This is a genomic window from Klebsiella pneumoniae subsp. pneumoniae HS11286, assembly GCF_000240185.1.
GTDB lineage: Bacteria > Pseudomonadota > Gammaproteobacteria > Enterobacterales > Enterobacteriaceae > Klebsiella > Klebsiella pneumoniae.
Map to the genome: position 1 here is coordinate 2,317,917 of NC_016845.1, position 25,541 is coordinate 2,343,457.

Annotated in this window: 23 protein-coding genes and 1 other annotated feature; of the genes, 22 read left to right on the forward strand and 1 reads right to left on the reverse strand. The window is 57.4% G+C overall.

The annotated features are described in order from the left end of the window. The first annotated feature begins 89 nt into the window (after nucleotides 1-89). The 6 genes from KPHS_22890 to KPHS_22940 all read left to right on the forward strand — a co-directional run bounded on the left by KPHS_22890 (nucleotide 90) and on the right by KPHS_22940 (nucleotide 6,642). Complete coding sequence (locus tag KPHS_22890) at nucleotides 90-254, forward strand: hypothetical protein (protein ID YP_005226589.1); 165 nt, start codon at nucleotides 90-92, stop codon at nucleotides 252-254. A gap of 120 nt (nucleotides 255-374) precedes the next feature. Beyond that, entirely contained in the window at nucleotides 375-506 is a 132-nt protein-coding gene (locus KPHS_22900) for a hypothetical protein (protein ID YP_005226590.1), read from the forward strand. Then, nucleotides 481-678, forward strand: coding sequence for a hypothetical protein (locus KPHS_22910; protein ID YP_005226591.1), 198 nt, complete (start codon nucleotides 481-483; stop codon nucleotides 676-678). Before KPHS_22900 ends, KPHS_22910 begins: the two co-directional genes overlap by 26 nt. Nucleotides 679-733: 55 nt before the next feature. Then, nucleotides 734-3,757: a hypothetical protein gene (locus KPHS_22920; RefSeq protein ID YP_005226592.1), complete on the forward strand. Its 3,024-nt coding sequence runs from the start codon at nucleotides 734-736 to the stop codon at nucleotides 3,755-3,757. A 738-nt stretch (nucleotides 3,758-4,495) separates the two neighbouring features. After that, nucleotides 4,496-4,705, forward strand: coding sequence for a hypothetical protein (locus KPHS_22930; protein YP_005226593.1), 210 nt, complete (start codon nucleotides 4,496-4,498; stop codon nucleotides 4,703-4,705). 449 nt (nucleotides 4,706-5,154) lie between these two features. Continuing rightward, nucleotides 5,155-6,642 carry a putative reverse transcriptase/maturase gene (locus KPHS_22940; RefSeq protein ID YP_005226594.1) on the forward strand — a complete coding sequence of 496 codons (1,488 nt, stop codon included), beginning with the start codon at nucleotides 5,155-5,157 and terminating at the stop codon, nucleotides 6,640-6,642. A 584-nt stretch (nucleotides 6,643-7,226) separates the two neighbouring features. Here the strand turns inward: KPHS_22940 and KPHS_22950 are convergent. Then, nucleotides 7,227-7,475, reverse strand: coding sequence for a DinI family protein (locus KPHS_22950; RefSeq protein ID YP_005226595.1), 249 nt, complete (start codon nucleotides 7,473-7,475; stop codon nucleotides 7,227-7,229). Nucleotides 7,476-8,039: 564 nt separating this feature from the next. On the opposite strand from KPHS_22950, the gene KPHS_22960 reads away from it, so the two are divergent. The 16 genes from KPHS_22960 (at nucleotide 8,040) to KPHS_23110 (ending at nucleotide 25,502) form a co-directional block, all read left to right on the forward strand. Further along, nucleotides 8,040-8,162, forward strand: coding sequence for a hypothetical protein (locus tag KPHS_22960; RefSeq protein ID YP_005226596.1), 123 nt, complete (start codon nucleotides 8,040-8,042; stop codon nucleotides 8,160-8,162). A gap of 158 nt (nucleotides 8,163-8,320) precedes the next feature. After that, nucleotides 8,321-8,812, forward strand: coding sequence for a type VI secretion system contractile sheath small subunit (locus tag KPHS_22970; RefSeq protein YP_005226597.1), 492 nt, complete (start codon nucleotides 8,321-8,323; stop codon nucleotides 8,810-8,812). Between the two features lie 42 nt (nucleotides 8,813-8,854). Continuing rightward, nucleotides 8,855-10,399, forward strand: coding sequence for an EvpB/family type VI secretion protein (locus tag KPHS_22980; protein ID YP_005226598.1), 1,545 nt, complete (start codon nucleotides 8,855-8,857; stop codon nucleotides 10,397-10,399). A gap of 9 nt (nucleotides 10,400-10,408) precedes the next feature. Further along, entirely contained in the window at nucleotides 10,409-11,752 is a 1,344-nt protein-coding gene (locus tag KPHS_22990; protein YP_005226599.1) for a type VI secretion system baseplate subunit TssK, read from the forward strand. After that, nucleotides 11,749-12,438, forward strand: coding sequence for a DotU family type IV/VI secretion system protein (locus KPHS_23000; protein YP_005226600.1), 690 nt, complete (start codon nucleotides 11,749-11,751; stop codon nucleotides 12,436-12,438). The genes KPHS_22990 and KPHS_23000 overlap by 4 nt, the downstream gene beginning before the upstream one ends. Next, complete coding sequence (locus tag KPHS_23010; protein YP_005226601.1) at nucleotides 12,435-14,141, forward strand: OmpA/MotB domain-containing protein; 1,707 nt, start codon at nucleotides 12,435-12,437, stop codon at nucleotides 14,139-14,141. Before KPHS_23000 ends, KPHS_23010 begins: the two co-directional genes overlap by 4 nt. 4 nt (nucleotides 14,142-14,145) lie before the next feature. Beyond that, nucleotides 14,146-14,637 carry an Hcp family type VI secretion system effector gene (locus tag KPHS_23020; protein YP_005226602.1) on the forward strand — a complete coding sequence of 164 codons (492 nt, stop codon included), beginning with the start codon at nucleotides 14,146-14,148 and terminating at the stop codon, nucleotides 14,635-14,637. A gap of 264 nt (nucleotides 14,638-14,901) precedes the next feature. Next, nucleotides 14,902-17,556, forward strand: a complete 2,655-nt coding sequence (locus KPHS_23030; protein YP_005226603.1) for a putative protease — start codon at nucleotides 14,902-14,904, stop codon at nucleotides 17,554-17,556. Nucleotide 17,557: 1 nt separating this feature from the next. Further along, nucleotides 17,558-19,927 carry a Rhs element Vgr protein gene (locus KPHS_23040; RefSeq protein ID YP_005226604.1) on the forward strand — a complete coding sequence of 790 codons (2,370 nt, stop codon included), beginning with the start codon at nucleotides 17,558-17,560 and terminating at the stop codon, nucleotides 19,925-19,927. Beyond that, nucleotides 19,928-20,707, forward strand: a complete 780-nt coding sequence (locus tag KPHS_23050) for a DUF4123 domain-containing protein (RefSeq protein ID YP_005226605.1) — start codon at nucleotides 19,928-19,930, stop codon at nucleotides 20,705-20,707. It begins immediately after the preceding gene. A gap of 63 nt (nucleotides 20,708-20,770) precedes the next feature. After that, nucleotides 20,771-21,301, forward strand: a complete 531-nt coding sequence (locus KPHS_23060) for a putative lipoprotein (protein YP_005226606.1) — start codon at nucleotides 20,771-20,773, stop codon at nucleotides 21,299-21,301. Nucleotides 21,302-21,369: 68 nt separating this feature from the next. Then, the gene (locus tag KPHS_23070) at nucleotides 21,370-21,900 is read left to right on the forward strand and encodes a putative lipoprotein (protein YP_005226607.1); all 531 of its coding nucleotides are present in this window, start codon (nucleotides 21,370-21,372) and stop codon (nucleotides 21,898-21,900) included. A gap of 67 nt (nucleotides 21,901-21,967) precedes the next feature. Next, nucleotides 21,968-22,498, forward strand: coding sequence for a putative lipoprotein (locus tag KPHS_23080; RefSeq protein ID YP_005226608.1), 531 nt, complete (start codon nucleotides 21,968-21,970; stop codon nucleotides 22,496-22,498). A 67-nt stretch (nucleotides 22,499-22,565) separates the two neighbouring features. Continuing rightward, nucleotides 22,566-23,096: a putative lipoprotein gene (locus KPHS_23090; RefSeq protein YP_005226609.1), complete on the forward strand. Its 531-nt coding sequence runs from the start codon at nucleotides 22,566-22,568 to the stop codon at nucleotides 23,094-23,096. Beyond that, the gene (locus KPHS_23100) at nucleotides 23,084-24,118 is read left to right on the forward strand and encodes a DUF2235 domain-containing protein (protein ID YP_005226610.1); all 1,035 of its coding nucleotides are present in this window, start codon (nucleotides 23,084-23,086) and stop codon (nucleotides 24,116-24,118) included. Before KPHS_23090 ends, KPHS_23100 begins: the two co-directional genes overlap by 13 nt. Then, nucleotides 23,084-25,502: a sequence feature (potential frameshift: common BLAST hit: gi|206580265|ref|YP_002238883.1| lipoprotein), on the forward strand. (Overlaps the previous gene by 1,035 nt.) Beyond that, nucleotides 24,204-25,502, forward strand: coding sequence for a hypothetical protein (locus tag KPHS_23110; RefSeq protein ID YP_005226611.1), 1,299 nt, complete (start codon nucleotides 24,204-24,206; stop codon nucleotides 25,500-25,502). (Overlaps the previous feature by 1,299 nt.) Nucleotides 25,503-25,541: the final 39 nt, after the last annotated feature.

Here is a 25,541-nt window from a genome sequence, read left to right on the forward strand (position 1 = left end):
GGACACAGCAGGGACGGGGGCATCAAGTGGCGCAGGTGGGGCTTATGTAGAGGGCTTGTATGATGTAAGTAGCATCACTGGAGCAAATATTGTTATCGGTGCTGGTGGCGCTGCTGTTGTGGCAGGAAATTCCGGAAACGGTGGCGATGGTGGTGATACTACCATTGTTGATCTTGGCATTTCTGCAGGCGGTGGGAAGGGCGGCAATTCAACGGGTAATTCTGCTGGAGGTACTCCCGGCGCGCCCTCTGTAGGGACTATTTTTTCAGTGGTCGGGCAAGGTGGCCAGGGGGCGGTCGGCGCCTTGGGCGGTGTGGGTGGAGCGTCTCACAGCAGTTATGGTGGTCTTCCTCACGTCAGTACATCTGGAGATGATGGTTTCTTTCCCGGTGGCGGCGGTGCTGGTGCATCGTATGATTCAGTGGCCAGGGCGTCAGGGAAAGGGGCTAATGGCTACGTTATCATTGAGGAGCTGGCATAATGGCAGGAAATTATGCGGTCATTGAAAACGGGATAGTCATCAATATAATTATTGCAGAAAATGGTTATGAGTACGCTGGTGCAGACCTTGTGGAATATCAAGAAAACATATTTTGCCAGCCAGGAATGTTTTATAACAAAGATGATGGTTTATTCTATGACGACAAAGAGTTCTCAAAAATAAATAACATCATCTAAGTGCATGTAAATTACCAATCAACCGGCATATGCCGGTTTTTTTATTGGGGCGACCATGAGTGAATACGATACCGGCAATCCTGTGCCGTCTGCATCCATGCCTGATGCATGGGATAATATGCAGTCTATTGACAAGTTCGTTAATAGCAGCGAAGAGACCATTACCACACGCACAGGCGAACAGTTAGATACTTTGCGTGGCGTTAATGTTAAGGCGGACAACCAGCTAACGCAGCAGCAAGAAGACTTTGAAACCTCACAAAAAGAAAGGGATGCTGTAGTTGAGGAAGCCCGCCAGAACCTGATCCCTCTCAGCCGGCAGTACATGACGCTGGCGGCGGCACAAGCGGATATTGCGAATAACCCCGAGGGTAGCACCACGTATTACCGCAGCCCGGACGACAGCGCGCTCGCGATCGAAGTCATGAATGTTGGCGGGACGCTGCAGCCTACCGGGCGAAAAATGCCGTCCAGTCAGGCTGTAGATTCAGTGAGGGGATTAATAGACAGCCAGGGCGAAAACCCATTTTCAGTGGTGTTTAAAAATGGTCTTTCACCGTTCGGCTACAAAGACGGGCGACTGTATGCTGATGAATTTCAGAAGCTCTATTCTTCAGATGCCGGGTTAGAGTTTGGCGGCAGCATCATTGATAACAATCCGCCGGATGGATGGCGTTTTGTCATCTACTATCGAAATGGTCTGGTGATGTGTGGTCAACGGAATGACGGCACGATGATCGGTTTCGGTGAGGGCGGCAGCGGTGGCGGCTCGATTGAGCCGGGCGATACGGCAGCGGACTATGACTCAATCCGCAACTACACGGGCACAGCAACTGTGCGCGACGTCGTCGGCCAGCGTATCGCCGGCAGGTTCGTGGTCAATCCGGATGATACGACCTCCGGGGAAATACCGGGCGGGATACTGGTCGATGTGCTGGGACGCCGCTGGTATCGCCAGGCGGAATTTGTCAGCTATGACATGTTTATGGCCCCCCGTGTTCCAGGTGCTACGCTCCTTGCTGTGCAGGTCGCCCTGGCGATGGGCAACTGTTCATCCGCGATAGCATACCTGTCTGGTGTTGAAGCTGCCGATGCCGCTATCCAGAATGCTCATCGTTATGCGAACCTGCTCAATATCCCGGTTCGTCAGAATGATGGTGCCTTCCTGGTATTAGTTGACCATGAAGCAGAGGTTCGGACAAAAACGTCACTCGGAGGGTCGATAATTTTTACCTCCGCTGACTCAGGTGTTAACGAAATCCGCTGGGGGCCACTGCGACTGCTTGATCCTACAGCGCCTGAGCCAAAACGTATGTTCAATATCAAGGGGAAAGAACGTATTGAACTCACTCCTGCTGAGCTGGCTACGTTCAACACCAGTTACTCTCAGTACCTGAAAAAAGGCTCTAACTATCTGCCGTATCCGAAACTGTATCCTTATTACGGCGGGATGTTCTATGCGCTTTCTAATGAAGTGGAGATTTACCGAAACGGAAACAGGGATAACCCTCGTGACCGGGTTTTATACCGCGAATTCTCCCGTATTGGTAGAAATGGCGCGCTGACGGAACGGATTGTGAAAGATATTCCGACCGGCTCAATTGGTTACGCTGCGATTATCCCGAAAGAAGATGATTTTCTGGAATTTGAATGCCCGCATTTTATTGAGCTGGGCGACAGTCGTCGATTCCTGAATATCGAAGTTTCCAGGCCGATGGTGCGCATTAAAAATCTGGTGCATACGTCGTGGCAAACAGCTTCAACAAGTCTCGAAAGCCGCGTGGTTATTTCTGCTCGCGAAGTCTTTGACGTCTTTTGCGAATACGGAGAAACCACCTGTCACCCGGCGGAGAACGGCTCATATGTCATCTGCATTCGAGATACCTGCAACGTGCATATCGATAACTATTACGGACTGCATGGCTGGGGATTTCAGGGGCATCACGGAATAAAGGGTTTATACGGCAACAGAAATACGTTTAACCGCGTTGATTTCCACAGCTTCGGGTACGATGTTTTCTTCAAAGATCTGACTGTGAAAGGCAGGCAAATTAACCTGCAGGGAGGTAATGAGTGGTCGATAGAGAAACTTCGTCTGTATATCACCCGCACCAGTGGCGATGCAGTGGAGTATTTCCTTAACTACGCCATCGGCATGAGGCAGGACTATGCCAGTGACTGCGATGGCATTCTCAATATTGATGGTGTCACGGTGATGTGGGACAGAGGGCTACCCGCATGGTACAACACGACCCGGTCATTTGACCTTGTCAGAATTATCGATACGGCCAACTCTCTTGATCAGGGCATCGACAGCAAACTACCGCCTACCATCACCATCCGCAATATAGTGTTTGATCTCGCCGGCATCCAGACCGGAAGACCGAATGACAATTTTGAGTTCTGCGCTGTTACGGCCTTACGTTCTCAGTTTACCGACTACGCGGTAACCGGACGTAAAACGCTGCTACCCGACAATATCACCGTTGATGGAATGACGGCTATTAACGTCCAGCCAACACAGAACGCTGTCATGTGCGGCATCAAATTGCCTGCCGACCTGTATCAGAACACTGTGGGCTCACGTAACAAAAAGGGCAGCGACGGGACGAACGCCCGGATCACACTGCGCAACCTGCACAGCGTTATCAACAATCCGTCCATCGAGCTGGCCGCAGCCCAGACCGTCGATATTCCGGGAGACGCGGCAAACTGGACCGCTGATTACCTGAACAGTGATTACAGCTGGATACCGCGGATTACCCTGGATAATTGCATCCCGGCAATTATCCATACTCCTGGCGCAAAAGCTGTTGTCGATATTCATGGCGGCAAGCTGGCGCGGGTCTACACCAACGGCAATGGCAACCGCTGCCGGGTCACCGGTGCTGATATTGAGCTGATACCTGATGCGTCAGGCGTGGTCTATTTTGCAGCAGATAAAACACTGGTTACTGGCTGTTCGTGGCTGAATCCGACGAACGGCGCAACCTATACTGGAACCTTACGCGGTTCTGGAAATGAGATGATCGGTGATAGCGCCAAAGCGCCTAACCTCCCTGCAAATGCGTTTATTTGAGGAGTAACAAATGTCTAATGGAACACGTATTCTGCTCAACTCGGACGGTATCATCACCGACTGGAGCAAGCAGCACTTTGAGCCTGTAGCTTCTCCGCTATCGGCAATCAGTAATCCGAAGGTCGCTTACGACCTGTTGACGCCTCTCGATAACTCGCGGCACGGATTTAGCGTGCAGCAGGGCGTTCAGAAGCTGAAACCATATGGACTGCAGTTTCAAGGTACTGCAGGTAGTCAAACAGACTTTACGGAGGCTGGACTTGCGGGACTATCTTTCCTGACGGCTTTCCGTTTCAGTGCCATCGACACATTCCAGTACGTTCTGGACTGTCGAGATCTTACCGTCGGCTCCGGTCACGGCTTTGCCATCACATACAACCCCACCGGGCAGCGCCTGGAGCTGCGTGTTGCGTGGCCTGATGGCTCAATGGGTATTTACTACGCAACCGGACAAACCATCGTTGCTGACAAATGGTATGTGGCCTGTGGTGTCATTTCCCCTAACCGCAATCACAAATTAACTTTGTCTGATGGAACCGCAATTGCTGCTAGCCCAACGGGCTATCTGGCTAACGTTGCTGGCAGTCCTCTCATGCTCGGTGCAAGTGCCGCAGGATCCTCGATGCTCAAAGGCGACATTGGGTTCTTTGGTGCATGGGGTAATGAGTTCTCCGCAGGAGATATCACAAATGCCATAGCCCTGGGAACTAGTATCATGACCGGAAGAGGGGAGACGGTATGACAACAATCGCAGTTAAGATTGAGACTGTTTCAGGGGCAAAAGTAGAATTCTCACATGAAGTATTTATCTGGGATGAACTGAACCAGTTTGAGCGTGATGACATCATCAGTTTACTGGTAAACGGTAATGATGATGCGCAAGCCGTTATATCAGTAAGCACTGGCTATACGCTGAGTTGGTCCCAAAGCGAAAACGAGGCCCCTTAAAGACTTATGTCGCTGTCACAGTAACCAATAGCCACATCTTGTATTGACCTTGCCCACCAACAAAACTACTGTATATAAATACAGTGTGCGCCGGGAGACCGGTTAGAGATCAAGGGGTGAAAGTCCCCGACCATTGAAGGACCAGCAATCCACAAGGTCCCCGAGTCATGCGTTGCATACCGCGAGGTATGGGGCGAAGCGTTGACAGGGGTGTTGACAGGCCAGCCATTGAGCCACGAAATGTATATTAAATTACCGGGTGCCGACGTTGTACTGTTAACGGAAGGCAACATCATAGGGTGCGATACTGCGAGTGCCACATGGACCCGGCGGGGTCTGAGACCCTGGCATGTCAATACGATCTCTACGCGGGAACCGGGAGATCTCCCCTCTGACCATCTGCCAGTGTCGGAGATGGCCCGCACCGGGAAGACGAGGAGTCATAGCCGGTGATGTACGGAGAGGAGAAGTCGGACTCGCTCATAGTAGCGGCGAAGCAGGCGAACAACCCGAAAGGAGCGGAGTCAGTGGAGCGAAGGAGCGGGGCCAAGGGGAACGCGGAACAGCCACACATGCGCCGGACACAGAGCCGGGAAAGCATGTCACAGAGGCTGTCACGCGTGCGGGAAGCTGCGAAGCAGCGGAAGAAAGAACGGTTTACAGCATTGTTCCACCTGCTGACAGTCGAAGCACTGGAAGCCGCATTCCTCTCCCTGAGCAGGAAAGCGGCCGCCGGAGTGGATGGCATCAGGTGGATGGACTACGCCGGAAACATGAAGAACAACATAACAGATCTGCACCGGAGGCTACATCAGGGCAGCTACAGGGCGCAGCCCGGCAGGCGTCACTACATCCCAAAAGCGGATGGAAAACAACGCCCGCTCGGCATCGCCTCGCTGGAGGACAAGATCGTCCAGTATGCGCTGGTGAAAATCCTGAACGCAGTCTATGAAAACGACTTTATGGGGTTCTCATACGGGTTCAGACCCGGGCGAAGCCAGCACGATGCACTGGACGCACTGGCCACAGGGCTGGTACGCACTAACGTAAACTGGGTACTGGATGCCGACATCAGTCAGTTCTTCGACAGGGTGAGCCACGAATGGCTGATCAGGTTCACAGAGCATCGGATCGGCGACCGGAGGGTAATCAGGCTCATACGTAAGTGGCTCACAGCCGGGACGTCGGAGGAGGGTCAATGGCGAGCAACGGAGGAAGGCACCCCACAGGGTGCGGTCATCTCACCGCTGCTGGCAAACATATACCTCCACTACGTCTTCGATCTGTGGGCGCATCAGTGGCGACGTCGCTATGCCACAGGCAATGTGGTAATGGTCAGATACGCCGATGACATCGTCATCGGGTTCGACAAACGATACGATGCCCGGCGCTTCCGTATAGCCATGCAGCGCAGACTGAGGGAGTTCGGACTCACGGTTCACCCGGAGAAAACCCGTCTGATGGAGTTCGGCCGCTTCGCTGCCGAAAACCGTGCCATCAGGGGAAAAGGCAAACCAGAAACGTTCAACTTCCTCGGGTTCACGCACATCAGCGGGAAAGATCGCAACGGCAGGTTCATGCTGATACGAAAGACCCGCCGGGATCGGATGACGGCAACTCTGAAAGCCATCAAAGACGGTCTGCGAAGGCGCTGGCATTACTCAATCCCCGAACAGGGAAAATGGCTCAGGAGAGTGGTTCAGGGATACCTGAACTATCACTCGGTACCGGGCAACTTCCCCACCATGCAGAAGTTCAGGACACACGTAACAAACCTCTGGCGCCGGGCGCTCAGGCGCAGGAGCCAGAAGGATGATACGACCTGGACGAAAGCAAACAAACTGGCAGCCGCATGGCTACCAAGGGTTCGGGTTCTTCATCCATGGCCTGTGGAGCGGTTCACCGCCAGACACCCGAGGCAGGAGCCCGGTGCGTAAATCGCGCACGCCGGGATCTGTGCGGGGGGTATCCGGTAACGGGTATCCCTACCGCGACATTAATTGGAGGGCAGATCATGCTTCGACAGACAGACATCGCCGCGGCTTTCCGCGAGTCCATTTTGCGCAGTTCCAAGGGGTTCCAGTACATTCACACCCGAGACTTCGTTACCGCACTGCGCCTGCGCGGCATCCACTTCTCCGAGGTGGAGGCGAACTCCTGGATCGCGCGGGAACAAACGTATTTCGTCGATAAGACGCCTGACCATAGCGAAAACAGGCTGTGGATGATGGCAGGGATGGGGAGGGGCTCTGATGGTGCTAGTCAGGGTTGTTGGAGACTCCAATCCATAGTTTTATGACGCTTATGGTAAATAGTGCGAGGATGACAAATACAACGCTTGAGGTGATCAGAAGAGTAGTCATAGTGAGCCTTATTAATAGTGGTTATTATTCAGGCAGCTCATTTAGTGAATAGTTCAAAGTGTGTTGCACATAGGCCCACCCGGCAGCTAATGTATGCTGCTGCCTGGTGGGGGTAGTGACTCAGGCAGGAGATCACCGCGAATGATTATATAGACCGATCAACGCACAAACCAGTCGTCAGCCGTCTCCCAAGCGTCTTTTAGAGTGGTCTCTACAAATTCTTTGGCGATTTCTTTATCAGTCGCCCACAAAACGCTCAGTCCATCATTACTGGCCGTTTTCACGATCACTTCAACGTCGTCATATTGCTTGCTGATTCGACGGGTCATTTCGTCTTTCAAGGCCTCCATTGACCCCTTTGGCATTTTCGCGGCTTTCTCTTTGGCAATGCTGATTTCTACACGCATGATAATCACCTTTGTGCTGGTTGAATATACAGTATTCAGCGAGAGATGATTACTAGTCAAATGGATTGTTTAGGTTTGTGAGTACATAATTAAGTACATATTTTAGGTAATTATTAATTAATTTTATTTTAAATCAGTTAGTTATAATTTTGTTCAAGTAATCTTCGGCATAATCGCCGACCAGCATTAGGATTTTCTTGCTCATCTTTGTGTCTCGTTGTGGGCGAAAGGTGTCTTAGATATAGCCTGGCGACTTGCAGAATGCGAACCGTTCAGGATGCCGACGACGGTGTCGTGTGCGTCTTGTAACCGGGCTCATGTTTTTTTGCTAACGACAACTTTGTTCGACATCGCGCTGTGGCTCGTTATCCGCAAAAAATCGGTTTGTGGGGAGTAAGGGGAGCAGAAGAATATTGTTACCGTTTAGATTTCGCGCCAGCACTATTAAGCGTCCGCCGCGAAGGGGCAATCGGATGGAAGCCAGATATTTTCCCTCTGAGTAATTGATTGCGTTGTTACGCTAAATTTGCATAATGAGCGAATTATATTGCCCCGGTCGTCTCTATGGTTTCCTTTATTCATCCGCTTAATGTTTTAGCCCGCCTTATGGTATCCATTGCAAACATTCCTTTGGTGCATTATTTATTGAATTTATCATTGACTGTTGTTTCATATTTTAAATATTGATATTCATGGTGCTTTTATTTTCGTGGTGAAAGTGGGTGTTTATGAATAAATATAATTATTAGGTGGTTAAGTTGATCGGTAATCCATTTTTGCTTTATCATCGTCACGTTTCACATCAATATATCTTCAATAATTATTCCTTAAGGAAAGGAACTGCTATGGCTGATACGTTCCAGAATGAAGTCCCCAGGGCGCGCATTAATCTCAAATTATCTCTTCATACCGGCGGCGCGCAAAAGAAGGTCGAACTGCCGCTCAAACTGCTTACCATTGGCGATTTTAGTCATGTTAAGGAAAACCGGCCTTTATCGGAAAGAGAAAAAATCAACGTCAATAAAAATAATTTTAACAGCGTACTTTCGGAATTTAGCCCGGAAGTTAACCTCTCGGTGCCGAATACGCTGGCCGGCAATGGCGAAGAGGAGAACGTCAGACTGCGTTTTACCGACATCAAAGATTTTGAACCGGAGCAGGTTGCCCGGCAAATTCCGCAACTCCGCGCCATGCTGGCGATGCGTAATTTATTACGCGATCTCAAATCCAATCTGCTCGATAACGCCACTTTCAGAAAAGAGCTTGAGGCAATCCTGAAAGATCCGGCGCTGTCCCAGGAATTACGCGACGAAATGAGTGCGCTTGCCCCGAAATAAGTGCGGGGCAAGTCTGTTAATGGATTAACCGGGAAAATGCTAATGTCTGTTACCACAGAAAACGCCCCTGTTCAGGGGCAAACCACGCTGCAGGAAAACAGGGCGGGCGAGGGCGTTTACGCCTCGCTGTTTGAAAAAATTAATCTCACCCCGGCGTCTCGCCTCGGGGATATCAACGACTTTCTGGACGATGCCGCGCTCTCCGAGGCGCCGGCGGCGGAACGTCTCACCGCGGCGATGCAGGTGTTTATGGAACGCATCCGCCAGTCCGGCCAGCGGGTGGAAAAGCTCGACAAAACGCTGATCGATCACCATATCGCCGAGCTGGATTTCCAGATAAGCCGTCAGCTGGACGCGGTGATGCACCATCAGGAGTTTCAGCAGGTCGAATCCCTGTGGCGCGGCCTCAAACAGCTGGTGGACAACACCGACTATCGGCAGAACGTCAAAACGGAGATCCTCGACGTCGCCAAAGACGATCTGCGCCAGGACTTTGAGGACGCGCCGGAGCTTATCCAGAGCGGCATGTACTGGCACACCTATACCGCGGAGTATGACACTCCCGGCGGCGAGCCGATCGGCTCGGTGATCTCGGCCTATGAGTTCGACGCCAGCCCGCAGGATGTGGCGCTGCTGCGCAATATCTCCCGCGTCTCTGCGGCCGCCCATATGCCGTTTATCGGCGCCGTCGGCCCGGCCTTCTTCCTGAAAGAGACCATGGAAGAGGTGGCTGCCATTAAGGATATCGGCAACTACTTCGATCGTGCGGAATATATCCGCTGGAAGGCGTTTCGCGAAACTGACGATGCCCGCTACATCGGCCTGGTGATGCCGCGCGTGCTGGGTCGTCTGCCGTACGGTCCGGACACCGTGCCGGTGCGCAGCTTCAACTATGTCGAGCAGGTGAAGGGCCCGGATCACGAAAAATATCTCTGGACCAGCGCGGCGTTCTCCTTCGCATCTAATATGGTGAAGAGCTTTGTTAACAACGGCTGGTGCGTGCAAATTCGCGGTCCGCAGGCGGGCGGCGCGGTGAAAGATTTGCCTATCCATCTGTACGATCTGGGCACCGGCAACCAGGTGAAGATCCCTTCCGAGGTGATGATCCCGGAAACGCGGGAGTTTGAGTTCGCCAGCCTGGGCTTTATCCCGCTGTCGTACTACAAAAATCGCGATTACGCCTGCTTCTTCTCGGCCAACTCCGCGCAGAAACCGGCGCTGTACGATACCGCCGACGCCACCGCCAACAGCCGTATCAACGCGCGTCTGCCTTACATCTTCCTGCTGTCGCGCATCGCGCACTACCTGAAGATGATCCAGCGCGAAAATATCGGCACCACCAAGGACCGGCGTCTGCTGGAGCTGGAGCTGAACACCTGGGTGCGGAGCCTGGTGACCGAAATGACCGACCCCGGCGACGAGCTGCAGGCCTCCCATCCGCTGCGCGATGCCAGCGTGGTGGTGGAAGATATCGAGGATAACCCGGGCTTCTTCCGCGTGAAGCTGTACGCGGTGCCGCACTTCCAGGTCGAGGGGATGGACGTCAATCTGTCGCTGGTTAGCCAGATGCCAAAGGCGAAGGCGTAGGTTCGGACGATGATGAAAACGGAACGTCCGTTGTGGGGCCGGGGCATTATGGTGTCGCCTCAGCATTTTCAACAGCAGGCTGCGTATGCAGCCTGGACTGCGGAAGTGATTGCCCGGATGGGTCTTAACCACCCCTGGGGAGTGGTTGAGGCGACCTTCGAACCAGAGATGCTCAAACTGGGCCGCCTGCAGGCTCACAGGCTGCAGGTCCGGTTCCAGGATGGCACGATGATTGATACGGACAATGCCGATGCGCTGCCGTCCGCGCTGTCGCTGGACGGCGCGCCCGGCGAGGCGGTGATCGTGCTGGCGCTGCCCCTGATGCAGGCGAATGGCGGCAACTGTCTGAAGCCGGAGGAGGTTGCCGAAAGGCCGGTGCGCTTCCGGCAGCGCTGGCGCGATGTCCGTAACCAGTTTGGGGATGATACCCGGCAGATTGCCGTCATACAGCCGGAGCTGACCCTCCGCTTCGCCCACCAGGACAACAGCGATTACCTGACCTGTCCGCTTGTTCGCCTGCAGCGGGACTCGCAGGGGGCCTGGCTTATCGACGAGACGTTTCTCTCGCCGCTGCTGCAGATCCAGGGCAGCCGCTGGCTGGCGACGCAGCTTGAACAGCTGCTCGTCCAGCTCCGGGCTCGTCTGACGCGCCTGATGGCCATGCGTCGCGAAAGCAATGAACGGATGGCTGATTTTGCCGTAGCCGATGTCTCTCTGTTCTGGTTGCTGAATGCGCTGAACAGCGCCGAACCGGTGCTGGGGTACTTTCTGCGTTACCGGCAAAGCCCGCCGGAACGCCTCTACCCGGAGCTGGCGCGCCTGGCTGGTAGCCTGCTGACCTTTTCGCTCACCCATCAGGCGAATGCCGTCCCGATCTATCAGCATGACCAGCTGAACGCGGTTTTTCCGCCGCTGTTTGATTTACTGAGCGACCTGCTGGAGGCGAGCCTGCCATCGCGGGTGGTGGCGATTGCCCTGGAGCATGATGTCCGGCTGCACTTCTGGCAGGCGCGTCTGCACGATGCCCGGCTGCGGGAAGGGGCTGATTACTACCTGTCGGTTCGTTCGTCGGTACCGGTCGCCCAACTGCAGGAGCAGTTTCCGCGCCAGTGCAAAGTGGGCAGTCCGGATCATGTCAAAGCCATCGTCAACTCCTCGCGGACAGGGGTGCCCCTCACGCCATTGCGTCATGTGCCGGCGGCGATCCCGCTGCGTCTGGAAAATCAGTATTTCAGCCTCGATGTGTCCCACCCTCTGGCAACGGAAATGCTGCAGAGCGGCACCTGTATGTTTTACGTCCCGGGGATGCTCGGTGAGCCTGAACTTGAACTTTTTGCGGTACTACGAACGTGAATGAGCCTAAACGCGGCAACGCCGCGTCCATTGATATTGATGCGCTGCTGCAGAACACCTGGCTGCAGGTTATCAGCCTGCGCCACGGCCCGCAGTTCCGCGATGAGGAAGGGTACACGCTATGGCAGCGCTGTATTGCTGATGTCGAGCGCGTGCAACATGAGCTGAAGGCGAGCGGGCTTGATGACGTCAGCTGTCAGCATATTCTCACCGCCCAGTGCGCGCTGCTCGATGAAGCAGTGAAAGGTCGCGGCGTGGAGGATGAGGCCTGCCTGCAGTGGTATGACATTCCGCTGCAGGGGCACTTCCTCGGCACCATGGACGCCGGCGACACCCTGTGCGAGCGGATGCGTGATGTGTTGCGTGAACCGGCGCCCAACCTGGCCGTGGTCACCTGTTTTCAGCGGGTGATGCTGCTGGGTTTTATTGGCAGCTTTCGCTCCCTCCACGACCCCGAGCGCCTGAAGCTGGTCAACGCGCTCGGTGAGCGTGTTCCTCCTTTTCAGTGCCCGGCTACCGCTCCCGTACTGGTAGAGAGTCGCGCCGGTCTGGGGATAAGCGGCTGGCTGGCCCCATGGCCGGTACGTATTGGCCTGAGCGTGGTGGTGGTACTCGCCCTGTGGTGGGGACTCAACCACTGGCTCGATCACCTGCTGCTGACCTTGTTACCGGGGGAGGTGAAATGAGCCCCCCGCAGCAGCGTGGGCTGGCGCTGTGGGCCAGTCTGCTGAGTGCGCTGGTGTGCCTGCTATTTTTGCCGGTTCCCCGCTGGGGGGCGTGGCTCATTCTGCTGGTCACGCTGGCCCTGATCATCGGGATCTGGCGCATCGCCAGTCGTCGTACCGGACGTAACGTCGCATCAACCCTGGCCCCTCTCCCGGAGGGCGCTTATCGCCAACCGGTGGTCCTCGTTTGCGGCGACCTGCCGTGTGTCTGGCCGCAAGCGTCACCGGTGCGAGTGGTCAAACAGGGCTGCTGGATCCGCGTGGAAAAGACGGAGGAGCTGCAGCAGGTCGCGCGCCAGGTATTGAGCCAGCGGCCGGAATGGGGGCCTCAGCTGTCGGTGCTGCTCTGCGTCTGCCCGCAGCGGCATGCGCAAAGCGATGCGCTGACCAGCGCTCTGCTGGCCCTGCGCTGGCAACTCAGCCAGCTGCGCCAGCAGACGGGGTATGCCGTACCGCTGGTGCTGCAGGGGCAGGTGGGCAGCGCGATGAGTCGCGACCTGTTGTGGCAGGCGGCGATACCGGGTGAAGCGGTGAAAGTCTGGCAGCCCTCCTGCGCCCCCTGTTCCGTACCGGCCTGGGTAAGCGCCGGTGGGGCGGCCGCGCTGGAGCAGCAGGTGCTGATGAACAGCCTGATGGGCTGGTTTGAACAGCACGTCCATGCCGTGTTGACGGAAGAGAATACCGACCTGCCACCTCTGACCCCTGCGGCCGTGCTGTGGGGCCTCGGGCCCTCGCTGCCTGGAAGGCTGGCATCGTCGGCCTGGACGACGTGGTTATCCCGACATAGCGGCCTGTCGCGGGTAGCTGGCTGGCAGCCAGATGAGAGCGACACCGGGGACGCTTCAGCTTTGCCGGAATTAATCCTGCCGCAGTTACCGGTGGGACGGGGACTCACGCCACGAGGCAGGGCCTGGCGAGCGGCGCTCGCGATTTTCACCCTCGCGGCTGTCGCCGCGCTGCTCAGCAGTGGCTGGAACAATCGACAACTGCTGCAGCGCGTGAGCGTCGATATTGCCCGTTATGAGCGGATTGCGATGGATGATTATCGACCAAAAGCCAGCGCTGTCAGGGTGCTGCGTGAAGATGCCGCGCTGCTTGATAGCTGGGCGCGTAACGGCGTCCCGCTGCGCCTGAGTCTGGGCTTGTATCACGGGGAGCAGATTCGCCTGCCGTTGCTGGAGGCGATTCGCGGTTACGTGCCGCCTCCGCCTCCGCCCAGGCCGGTGCAGCGCGTCGCGCCGGATGTCATCCGCCTTGACAGCATGTCGCTATTCGATACCGGGAAATGGGTACTGAAGCCTGGTTCGACAAAGCGGCTGGTCAGCTCGCTGATGGACATTAAGGCCAGGCCCGGGTGGCTGATCGTGGTGGCGGGTCACACCGACAGCGTGGGTGAGGAAAAAGCCAACCAGCTATTGTCGCTGAAACGTGCGGAATCGGTCCGCGACTGGATGCGCGATACCGGCGACGTGCCGGACAGCTGCTTTGCCGTTCAGGGCTATGGCGAAAGCCGACCAATTGCAACAAACGATACGCCGGAAGGCCGTGCGCTGAACCGTCGTGTCGAAATCAGTCTGGTGCCGCAGGTAGACGCCTGCCGGTTACCGGACCAACCCTCTGCGTCATCCCAGGATGATGGCGCTTCACTACACAATGGAGAGTAATTCCATGGCAATTCCTGTTTATCTTTGGCTGAAAGACGACGGCGGCGCGGACATTAAAGGGTCTGTCGACGTTCAGGATCGTGAAGGCAGTATCGAAGTGGTGGCTCAGGAGCATAACCTGTACATCCCGACCGATAACAACACCGGCAAACTGACCGGCACGCGTATTCATACGCCGTTCCTGTTCACCAAGGAGATCGACTCCTCCAGCCCCTACCTGTACAAGGCAGTGACCACCGGCCAGACCCTGAAATCCGCTGAGTTCAAGTGGTACCGAATCAACGATGCCGGCCAGGAAGTGGAGTATTTCAATACCAAACTTGAGAACGTCAAGGTGGTGAAAGTGAATCCCCTGATGCACGACATCAAAAACCCCGCCTACGAGAAGCACAACCATCTGGAACAGATTGAGCTGCGCTACGAGAAGATCACCTGGACCTATAAAGACGGCAACATCATTCACTCCGATAGCTGGAACGAACGCGCCACCGCGTAATTGCCCGTCATATTTCGCGCCGCTGGCGCGCAGGCGACGTTCGCTCATCCCGGCCGCATCGTTATCTCTGCGGCCGGGGATTATTGCGGGCGATCGCCTGATGCGGGCAGCGTTTCTCTGCCCGCCGTTTTTTGCTGAGCGCCTGAGATACGGGTTCTCAGCAAAGAAAAACACAATCTGTCTGCCTGACCTTGTGCGCTAGGGGTTCCTGTTCAGGAACAGCGACGGGCGGTAGCGTGTCCGGAAACAATAAGAGAGGATCTCATGGAAAATCCAGCCAGCCTGTTACGCCGTCTTAATCCCTGCTGTGCCCGCGCAATGGAGGGGGCGGCCTCCCTGTGCCAGACCCGGGCGCATGCCGAGATCCTGCCCGAGCACTGGCTGCTCAAGCTGCTGGAACAGGGGGAAGGCGATCTGACGGTGCTGGCGCGGCGCTATGAATGGGATATGGATGCGCTGTGGCAGGATCTGCTGAGCTGGCTGGATAAACAGCCGCGCTCGGTACGTCATCGTCCCCAGCTCTCTGACCATACCCTGAGGCTGATGCAGGAGGCCTGGCTGATTGCCTCTCTCAGCGGCGAAGCGCAGATCCGCAGTGTTCACCTGCTGATGGCGCTGGTTGAAAAACAGAATCTGATCCAGTGCGATGGCCTGTGGCCGCTGTTAACGCTGGGCCAGCGTCAGCTGGAACGCCTGCGCTCCTTGCTGGATGCCCAGTCCGACGAACGTCCGCCAGCGCAGCAGGAAGCGGCGCTGGCGCAGCCCCATGGCGGGGACGTGGAATTTGTGGGGCGTCCTGCGGGCAGCGAACTGAATGCGGATGGGCTCAACCCGGCGCTGCAGAACGCGCTGGACAAATTCACTCTCGACGTCACCGCCAAAGCCAGAGACGGCCAGATTGACCCGGTGTTCGGACGCGACATGGAAATCCGCCAGATGGTGGATATTCTCTCCCGTCGGCGAAAAAACAACCCGATCCTCGTCGGTGAGCCGGGCGTGGGCAAGACCGCTCTGGTGGAAGGCCTGGCGCTGCGCATTGCCGAAGGCAACGTCCCCGACGCGCTGAAGCCAGTGTCGGTGCGCACCCTTGACCTCGGTCTGCTGCAGGCCGGCGCCGGGGTCAAAGGCGAGTTCGAGCAGCGGCTGAAAAATATCATTGAGGCGGTACAGCAGTCGCCTTCGCCGGTGCTGCTGTTTATCGACGAGGCGCACACGATCATCGGCGCGGGTAATCAGGCGGGCGGCGCGGATGCCGCCAACCTGCTGAAGCCGGCGCTGGCCCGGGGCGAACTGCGGACCATCGCCGCCACCACCTGGAGTGAATACAAGCAGTACTTCGAGCGCGACGCCGCGCTGGAGCGCCGCTTTCAGATGGTCAAGGTGGATGAGCCGGACGACGACACCGCCTGCCTGATGCTGCGCGGCCTGAAGTCCCGCTATGCCGACCACCACGGCGTGCATATCACCGATGATGCGGTGCGCGCCGCCGTGACGCTGTCACGACGCTATCTCACCGGTCGCCAGCTGCCGGACAAGGCAGTGGATTTACTCGACACCGCTTCCGCCCGCCTGCGTATGAGTTTGGATACCGTGCCTCAGCCGCTGACCCGCATGAAGGCGCAGCTCACCGCGCTGGCGATGGAGAAGCAGGCGCTGCTGGAAGATATTGCGCTGGGCAACAGCGCCCGCGGCGATCGGCTGGCGGCCATTGAGCAGGAGGAGATCCGCCTTATTCTGGCGCTGGATACCCTTGAAACTCAGTATGGTCAGGAGCTGCAGCTGACGGAAGCGCTGCTCGCCTGCCGCCGCGATATCTCCCGCCAGGCGGAAATTAGCGATCTACAAACCGCGCTTATCGCCGTCCAGCAGGGCAATCCGCTGCTCGGGCTGGACGTCGACGTCCGCACCGTGGCGACGGTGATTGCCGACTGGACCGGCGTGCCGCTCTCCTCGCTAATGAAAGATGAGCAGACGGAGCTTCTGAGTCTGGAAGAGAGTCTCGGCAAACGGGTGGTTGGCCAGGAGGCGGCCCTGAGCGCTATTGCCCGGCGCCTGCGCGCCGCGAAAACCGGCCTGACGCCGGAGAACGGTCCGCAAGGGGTGTTCCTGCTGGTCGGGCCGAGCGGCACCGGCAAAACGGAAACGGCGCTCGCCCTGGCCGATGCGCTGTTCGGCGGCGAGAAAGCGCTGATCACCATCAATCTCTCCGAGTACCAGGAGCCGCACACCGTCAGCCAGCTGAAGGGTTCTCCGCCGGGCTACGTCGGCTACGGCCAGGGCGGGATCCTGACCGAGGCGGTGCGCAAACGCCCCTACAGCGTGGTGCTGCTCGATGAGGTGGAAAAGGCCCATCGCGATGTGATGAACCTGTTCTACCAGGTCTTCGACCGGGGGGTAATGCGCGACGGCGAGGGGCGTGAAATCGACTTTCGCAACACCGTGATCCTGATGACCGCCAACCTCGGTAGCGACCTCCTGATGCAGCTGCTGGATGAACAGCCGCAGGCCAGCGAATCAGACCTGCACGAGCTGCTGCGCCCGGTGCTGCGCGGCCACTTCCAGCCGGCGCTGCTGGCCCGCTTCCAGACGGTGATTTACCGTCCGCTGCCGGCGGGAGCGCTGCGCGCCATTGTCGGCATGAAGCTCGGGCAGGTAAGTCAGCGTCTGGCTTGCCATTACGGAATCACCACCACCCTCAGCGAGAGCCTGTTCGCCGCGCTAACCGAGGCCTGCCTGCTGCCGGATACCGGCGCCCGCAACGTCGACAGTCTGCTGAATCAGCAGATCCTGCCGGCGCTGAGTCAGCAGCTATTGAGCCATATGGCGGCGGGGCAGAAACCGCGCCAGGTGACGCTGGGGTATCACGAAGAGGAAGGCGTCGTGATGGCGTTTGACGAGGGGACAATATCCGATGAGTAGCGTGAAATCGTTGTTGTTCAGCCATAACCACCACCTGCTTTCGGTGCAGGGATGTGAAGCCGGGCTTGATGTGCTGGCCTTCGAGGGCGATGAAGCCCTGAGCCAGCCGTTCCGCTACCGTATTGAATTCACCAGCGCAGACCATGCCATCAGCAAAGAGATGATGCTGATGAAGGCAGCCTCCCTGACGCTGCAGGCGCCGGTGGCTCAGGGCTTCGGCATCAATGTTCAGCAACCCGTGCGGGTGATCCAGGGCGTGGTGACGGGGTTTGAAAGGCTCGGTACCTCCAGGGATGAAACGCACTACGCGCTGACGCTTCAGCCGCGCCTGGCGCTGCTCAACCGCTCGCACCAGAACGCCATTTACCAGGACCAGTCCGTTCCGCAGATTGTGGAAAAAATCCTCCGCGAGCGCCACGGCCTGCGCGGTCAGGATTTTCTGTTCTCGCTGACAAAAACGTATCCGCGACGCGAGCAGGTGATGCAGTACGGCGAGGATGACCTGCGCTTTATCACCCGGCTGCTGGGAGAGGTGGGGATCTGGTTTCGCTTTACCGCCGACACGCGGCTGCACATCGACGTCGCTGAGTTCTGCGACAGTCAGCAGGGCTATGAGAAGGGGCTGACGTTGCCTTCGGTCCCGCCGTCAGGGCAGCAGTCGGCCGGGGTGGACGCGGTGTGGGAGATGGCATGCCGCCACCGCGTCGTGGAGCAGCAGGTCAGTACCCGCGACTACAACTACCGCGAGGCGACGGCGGACATGAACGCGCAGGTGGATGTCACCCGCGGGGAGACCACCACCTTTGGTGAGGCTTACCACTGGGGAGATAACTACCTGACCGCCGGGAATGTCCATGACCGCCATCCGGCGCCGGAGTCCGGGGCGTTTTACGCCCGTCTTCGTCATGAGCGTTATCTGAACGGCCAGACCCGGATGCAGGCCACCACCAGCTGCCCGACGCTCTGCCCGGGACAGGTGCTGAAGGTCACCGGCGGAGAGGAGGTGGCCAGGGAGTTTGCTGATGGCGTGCTCATCACGGCGATGCACAGCCACGCCCGGCGCGATGCCGACTTTGCGGTGGAGTTTGCCGGCATACCGGACAGCCCGGACGTCGGCTACCGGCCTGAGCCCGGCGCGCGTCCGGTGATGGCCGGGACGCTGCCGGCCCGCGTGACCAGCACCCGGGAAAACGACACCTACGGGCATATCGACAAACACGGACGCTACCGGGTGAATATGTTGTTTGATCGGGCGCGCTGGGAAACCGGGTTCGAGAGCCTGTGGGTCCGTCAGTCGCGGCCGTATGCCGGAGACACCTACGGCCTGCACCTGCCGCTGCTGGCCGGGACGGAGGTGGCGATTGGCTTTGAGGATGGTAACCCTGACCGGCCGTATATCGCGGGCGTGCTGCACGACTCGGCGCACGGCGACCACGTCACCATCCGCAATGACAAACGTAACGTCCTGCGCACCCCGGCCAACAACAAAATCCGCCTCGACGATGAGCGCGGGAAAGAACATATCAAGGTCAGCACGGAGTACGGCGGTAAAAGCCAGCTGAACCTGGGGCACCTGGTGGACAGTGACAGGCAGCCGCGCGGCGAAGGCTTTGAGCTGAGAACCGACAGCTGGGGAGCTATCCGGGCACAGAAAGGGATATTTATCAGCGCGGACGGACAGGTGCAGGCTCAGGGGCAGGTGCTGGCGATGGAGCCGGCGGTCAGTTTGCTGAAAGGTGCGGTGAATCAGGTCACGGAATGGGGAAGCATTACGCAAACCCATCATAATGTTATCCCAGACACCGGCCCATTAAGCGCACTGACCACAGGCGCCAGCGATCTTAAACAGCCGACATTGCTGATGTCGGCCCCGCAGGGGATTGCCGCAGTCACGCCGGAAACAACCCTCCTGCACAGCGGTAAGGGGCTGTATCTGCAGAGCCTGGGAGAGGTCAACATCACCACGGCACAGCGCTGTTCTCTGAATGCCAGCCAGGCTATTTCACTGCTGGCGCAACAGGAGGGGATGAGGCTGGTCTCCGCCAAAGGTCCGCTGCAAGTAGAGTCGCACGGCGATATTCTATCGCTGACCGCGCTAAAAGATATCACCGTCCAGTCAACCCAGGGGCATCTGCAGTTGACGGCTAAAAATGGCATCACCCTGGGTTGCGGCGGCGCATATATCCGTCTTACCCCGCAGGGAGAGATACAGATCCACGGACCGGGGGTGATTAGCCTTAAGGGGCAGCATGATTTGCAGGGGCCGGTCAGCGAGGAGTTTCCCTTGCCTGAGCTACCGGCATCGGTGTGTAAAGAGTGCCTTAAAAAAGCCCAGGCGCTGGCGCAGGGCTTCGTGCCGCGGGAGGCATAGATGACCAGACAATGGATTGAGGAGGTCGCCGGAACCTGTCGGGCTTTCGGAACGGATTATCTGCATGTCATTATCGATCAGGCGGGGGTGGGTTTTTCCGTTATTCCGGCGCTGAATTCGCTGTCAGTTGAGTGGCAGTCGCTTTTTCATGGACTTCCGGAAGCATTTATTGTCGATGATGCTCCGCTGGTGGCGCGCTTTACGCTTGATGATCTTGAGCAAATGCGCTGGTTACAGGATATCAGCCAGCAACTTGCCATCCAGGCGCCGCTGCTCCTGTTCTGCACATATTGGCCCTTTTCGGCGCTAGCGAACTGGCTCACGCAGTGTATGGATATTCTGCAGGAAGGGCGCAGCGGAATTTTACGCTTTTACGATACCCGGGTATTTCCGCTGTTGTTTACGCACATTCTCAGTGACGAGCAGCAAGAGCCATTGATGCGTCCGGCCCTGTTTTGGGCGTGGCAGGATCTTGACGGCCAGGCGAAAGGCATCAAGGGCAGTGGTCTCCTGCCGGAACGCGATGAAAAGGCGCCAAAAATAGAACTCAGCGATCGCCAGCTTGAGCATCTGATGTGTATCAGCGATGTCATCGTCATGTTGTCGCACTGTGCTCCGCCTGCGGGCATGTTTGACTCAAGACAGTCACTGTTTTCGGCCTGTTACCAGGGCATGGTGGAGGCGACACGCCAGGGTCTTCTTCTGGATGACGCTCGTGAAGACTGGGTAATGAAGAAGTGGCTTGCCGACGTAAAAACCAGTGAGAGACCTTCAGAATGAAAAGCCTGGTCTGGCTGAGTACACCCCTCTCTTCATTACCCTCAAACCGACAGGGAGAGTCCAATGAAATCTGCATTAATCAGCCCGCTGCTGGCGGGGCTGCTGCTGTTAACCGGCTGCGCACAGCCTGCCGCACAGGCCGGAGGCGGCGGTGGCGGAACAATAAAAGCCATCAACCACACAAAATGGGCAATCAACCACTTCAGTATCAACGGCCAGTCGGGCATCGATTCAATAGGCCCGTTTCAGGGGGGCGGAGGCGGCTGCTGCTTCAGCGTGCCCGCCCGCTGGACGCCGGGTATGACGGTGCGCGTTGACTGGGAAACCGGGGTGGGGGATATGGAAGGATTTCCTGGCTTTGGCAATGATGAAAAGTACCTTGCCTGGGCTAAGAAAATGAAGGCCCAGAACCGGCAGCACAGCAAAACTGTCCCGCTGCCCGACTATAACGGCCAGGATGTGTGCGGCATTACGGTACACTTTTTACCCTGCGATGACGTGAAGGTGACCACCAGCTGCTGGTCACCGAGAAATGTGAACTATCCGATAAAAGAGCCCGTCAGGATGACGGAGCCGGCCGTCTGTCCGAAGTAGCCCGCCTTCGTTTATTCAGGATGGCATCACCTTCACTTAATCACCCTCAAACCGACAGGGAGAGTCCGATGAAATCTGCATTAATCAGCCCGCTGCTGGCGGGTCTGCTGCTGTTAACCGGCTGCGCGCAGCCTGCCGCACAGGCCGGAGGCGGCGGTGGCGGAACAATAAAAGCCATCAACCACACCAAATGGGCGATCAACCACTTCAGTGTCAACGGCCAGTCGGGGATCGACATTATAGGTCCGTTTCAGGGCGGCGGTGGCGGCTGCTGCTTCAGCGTGCCCGCCCGCTGGACGCCGGGTATGACGGTGCGCGTTGACTGGGAAAGTGGTGAGGCATCGACTGAAGGTTTTCCTGGATTTGCTGATTACGAAAAATATAAAGCCTGGGAGAAAAAAATGAGCTCTCAGAATCGGCAGCACAGCAAAACCGTTCCGTTGCCCGACTATAACGGCCAGGATGTGTGCGGCATTACGGTGCACTTTTTACCCTGCGATGACGTGAAGGTGACCACCAGCTGCTGGTCACCGAGAAATGTGAACTATCCGATAAAAGAGCCCGTCAGGATGAAGGAGCCCGCCGTATGTCCGAAGTAGCACGCCTTCGTTTCCCCGGGGTGACATCACCATCCCTTCATTACCCTCAACCGACAGGGAGAGTCCGATGAAATCTGCATTAATCAGCCCGCTGCTGGCGGGTCTGCTGCTGTTAACCGGCTGCGCGCAGCCTGCCGCACAGGCCGGAGGCGGCGGTGGCGGAACAATAAAAGCCATCAACCACACAAAATGGGCGATCAACCACTTCAGTGTCAACGGCCAGTCGGGCATCGATTCAATAGGCCCGTTTCAGGGGGGCGGAGGCGGCTGCTGCTTCAGCGTGCCCGCCCGCTGGACGCCGGGTATGACGGTGCGCGTTGAATGGGAAACCGGGCAGGGTTCATCCGCGGGTTTCCCGGGGTTTGCTGATGAGGCGAAATACCTTGCCTGGAAAAAAGGGATTGATGCCCAAAAGAGGCAGCACAGCAAAACCGTTCCGCTGCCCGACTATAACGGCCAGGATGTGTGCGGCATTACGGTGCACTTTTTACCCTGCGATGACGTGAAGGTGACCACCAGCTGCTGGTCACCGAGAAATGCGAACTATCCGATAAAAGAGCCCGTCAGGATGAAGGAGCCGGCCGTCTGTCCGAAGTAGCCCGCCTTCGTTTATTCAGGATGGCATCACCATCCCTTCATTACCCTCAACCGACAGGGAGAGTCCAATGAAATCTGCATTAATCAGCCCGCTGCTGGCGGGTCTGCTGCTGTTAACCGGCTGTGCACAGCCAGCCGCACAGGCCGGAGGCGGCGGTGGCGGCACAATAAAAGCCATCAACCACACAAAATGGGCAATTAACCACTTCAGTGTCAACGGCCAGTCGGGCATCGATTCAATAGGCCCGTTCCAGGGGGGAGGTGGCGGGTGCTGCTTCAGCGTGCCCGCCCGCTGGACGCCGGGTATGACGGTGCGCGTTGAATGGGAAACCGGGCAGGGTTCATCCGCGGGTTTCCCGGGGTTTGCCGACAGGGCTAAATACAAAGCCTGGATAGCAGACATTGATGCCCAAAAACGCCAGCACAGCCAAACCGTTCCGCTGCCCGACTATAACGGCCAGGATGTGTGCGGCATTACGGTGCACTTTTTACCCTGCGATGACGTGAAAGTGACCACCAGCTGCTGGTCACCGAGAAATGCGAATTATCCGATAAAAGAGCCCGTCAGGATGAAGGAGCCCGCCGTATGTCCGAAATAACTGAAACCCATGCCGCCTGGGTCCCGCCGCCGTTTCCGCCGCAGGGACGTCTGCCGGGCCGGGCGCTGCAGGTTGGGCAGAACTGCCATCAGCAGAACAGCGACGAGCGGCGCTATCATCAGGAACTGTGCCTGGCTGCCGGACGGCGCGTGGATCCGCCGTGCTGCAAGACGCTGCATATCAGTCTGTTTTTCGATGGTACCGGCAATAACTTAAATCATGACTTTTTTATCGCGAACCCGAAACATCCGACCAATATCGCCCGGCTGTTTCGGGCGACTATTGGAACGGGTACGGCTGGCGGGGTGCCGTCTGACGGTCAGAGTGAGCTGTTTGATGATGACGCCGAGGGGGACGGGAAATATTTTAAATTCTATATGCCTGGCGTTGGCACCCCCTTCCCGGAAGTGAATGACCCGGACTATTCCACCATGGGTCTGGTGGGGGCAGTTAAGGGGGAGGATCGGATTAACTGGGCGCTGCTGCGGATAATCGATGTGCTGATGTTTAGTGCCACCAAAAAATGGCTGACCACCACAGAGAGTCGTCGTTCACTGAAAGAAATGAGCACCAGCTGGAACCGGCTGTGGTTTGGCGGCAGCCATAACCGCTATGAAGAGTTCACTCGTTTGCTGAATGATTTGGCCTCTGATTTGAAGCCCCTGATTATTCAGCCTGAGCCGGGCAAGCCGAAACTGACAGGCATCAAGCTGTATGTCTATGGTTTTTCCCGCGGCGCGGCAGCGGCGCGCACCTTTGTGCGCTGGCTGAGCGAACTGCTGCCCCCGCCGGCGGCGGAGGGTGAAAAACCGCCGCAGTGCCTGCAGACAGGCGGGATGCGGCTGCCCGTCAGCGTGGAGTTTCTCGGGCTGCTGGATACGGTGGCCTCCGTCGGGGTGGCGCATGTGGTGCCGGTTGCCGACGGGCATATGTCCTGGGCAGACGGCACGATGGAGCTGCCGGATGATGAAACCTATGGCGGGCTGATAAAAAAAATGTGTTCATCTGGTCTCCGGGCATGAGCAGCGTCTCTGCTTTCCGCTGGACTCGGTGCGGCGGGCAAACGGCAAATACCCGCCCTGTGCCACTGAGGTGGTTTACCCGGGGATGCACTCGGATATTGGTGGAGGATATCCGCCGGGGGATCAAGGGAAAGCGAATGGTAAAGATGATGCATTATTGCTGTCGCAGATTCCTTTGAACGATATATATACCGCTGCTTTTAGCGCAGGGGCTCCATTAAAAGTACCACAGGATACGCTGCCAGAGTTTTTTAAAAATGATGCCTGGAGAAAAATGCCATTAGATTTGTTAGATGCGTTTTTTGTTGATGAGGCTCTGGTCAACCGCTTCAATGCCTGGCGCGAACTCACTCTGGGCCAAACCACGCCGAAAACGTTCGATCCCGAAGCAGCCTCTCACTACGAACCACCTGCCGCCGGCGGCAGTCTGGAAACCGTCATTGCTGAGCAGATGGCCTGGATCACCGCCTGGCGCATCGACCGCTATGCCAGAGGCTCGATGCTGAAAACGCCCTTCTATCAGCGCGCCAAGAATACCGACGCGCTGCCTGCCGCGCGTAAGGCGGCAGAAGAGGTTCGTGATGAAAAACAGGCGGCGGTGCTCAGGGCTCGCCAGAACCAGATAGCAAACCAGCCCCCTGACAGGATGGATGAGCTGGTTTTGCAGCCGGGCGTGAAGGATTTTGACCCAAAGATGGATCAAACCCAGCTGTTCGACGCGGCGAAGGAGTTCGGTAAGGATTACCACGACGGTTACCGTATTCCGGATAACCTGGCGCAGCTGGTGCTGGATACCGTGCTGCAGCCGGTGATTTTCGTTCTCAATACCGATGATGAAGCGCAGGAATACCGGCGCATGAAGCGTGACGGAGAGGCCCGGGTGGTCGTCCTGTTCCCAGAGGCCGGGGAGGCCAGCAACGCGGAACAGCCTGCCGGGCTGGTGAGGGCGCTGTTTGATGACCAGATACATGACTCACGCGCCTGGTTTATGTATGCCGCGCTCGGCACGCGCGAGATGTGGACCGGTTACTTCCGCTACCGGATGATTTACTTCAGCGAGCGCTGCAGTAAACCGCTCTCGCCGCTGGTGCTCGCCGGAGACCTGGTGGGTTTTGCGACCGTGACCGCGGGTGTCGTGCTCAGTTTCCGGCAAAAGCGCCTGACCGGCAAGCTGGCCGGGCTGGCTGCGACAGGCGCCGTGCGCTCGCTGGAGGTGGCGGTGCTGGACAAGATAACCGGGGAAGCGCTGCCGGAGCTGCCCGGAGGGGCGCAGCTGCGGGCATTTACCCACGAGCCGGGAACCGTTGTCGCACAGCAAAAGGCGCGGAAAGCGGAAGAGCAGCTGGCGCGGGGGCAAGCCGCGCTGCCGGCCAGCTGGCTGTAGGACGTTCTGACGACAACGGTCTGAACGCGGATAAGGAGG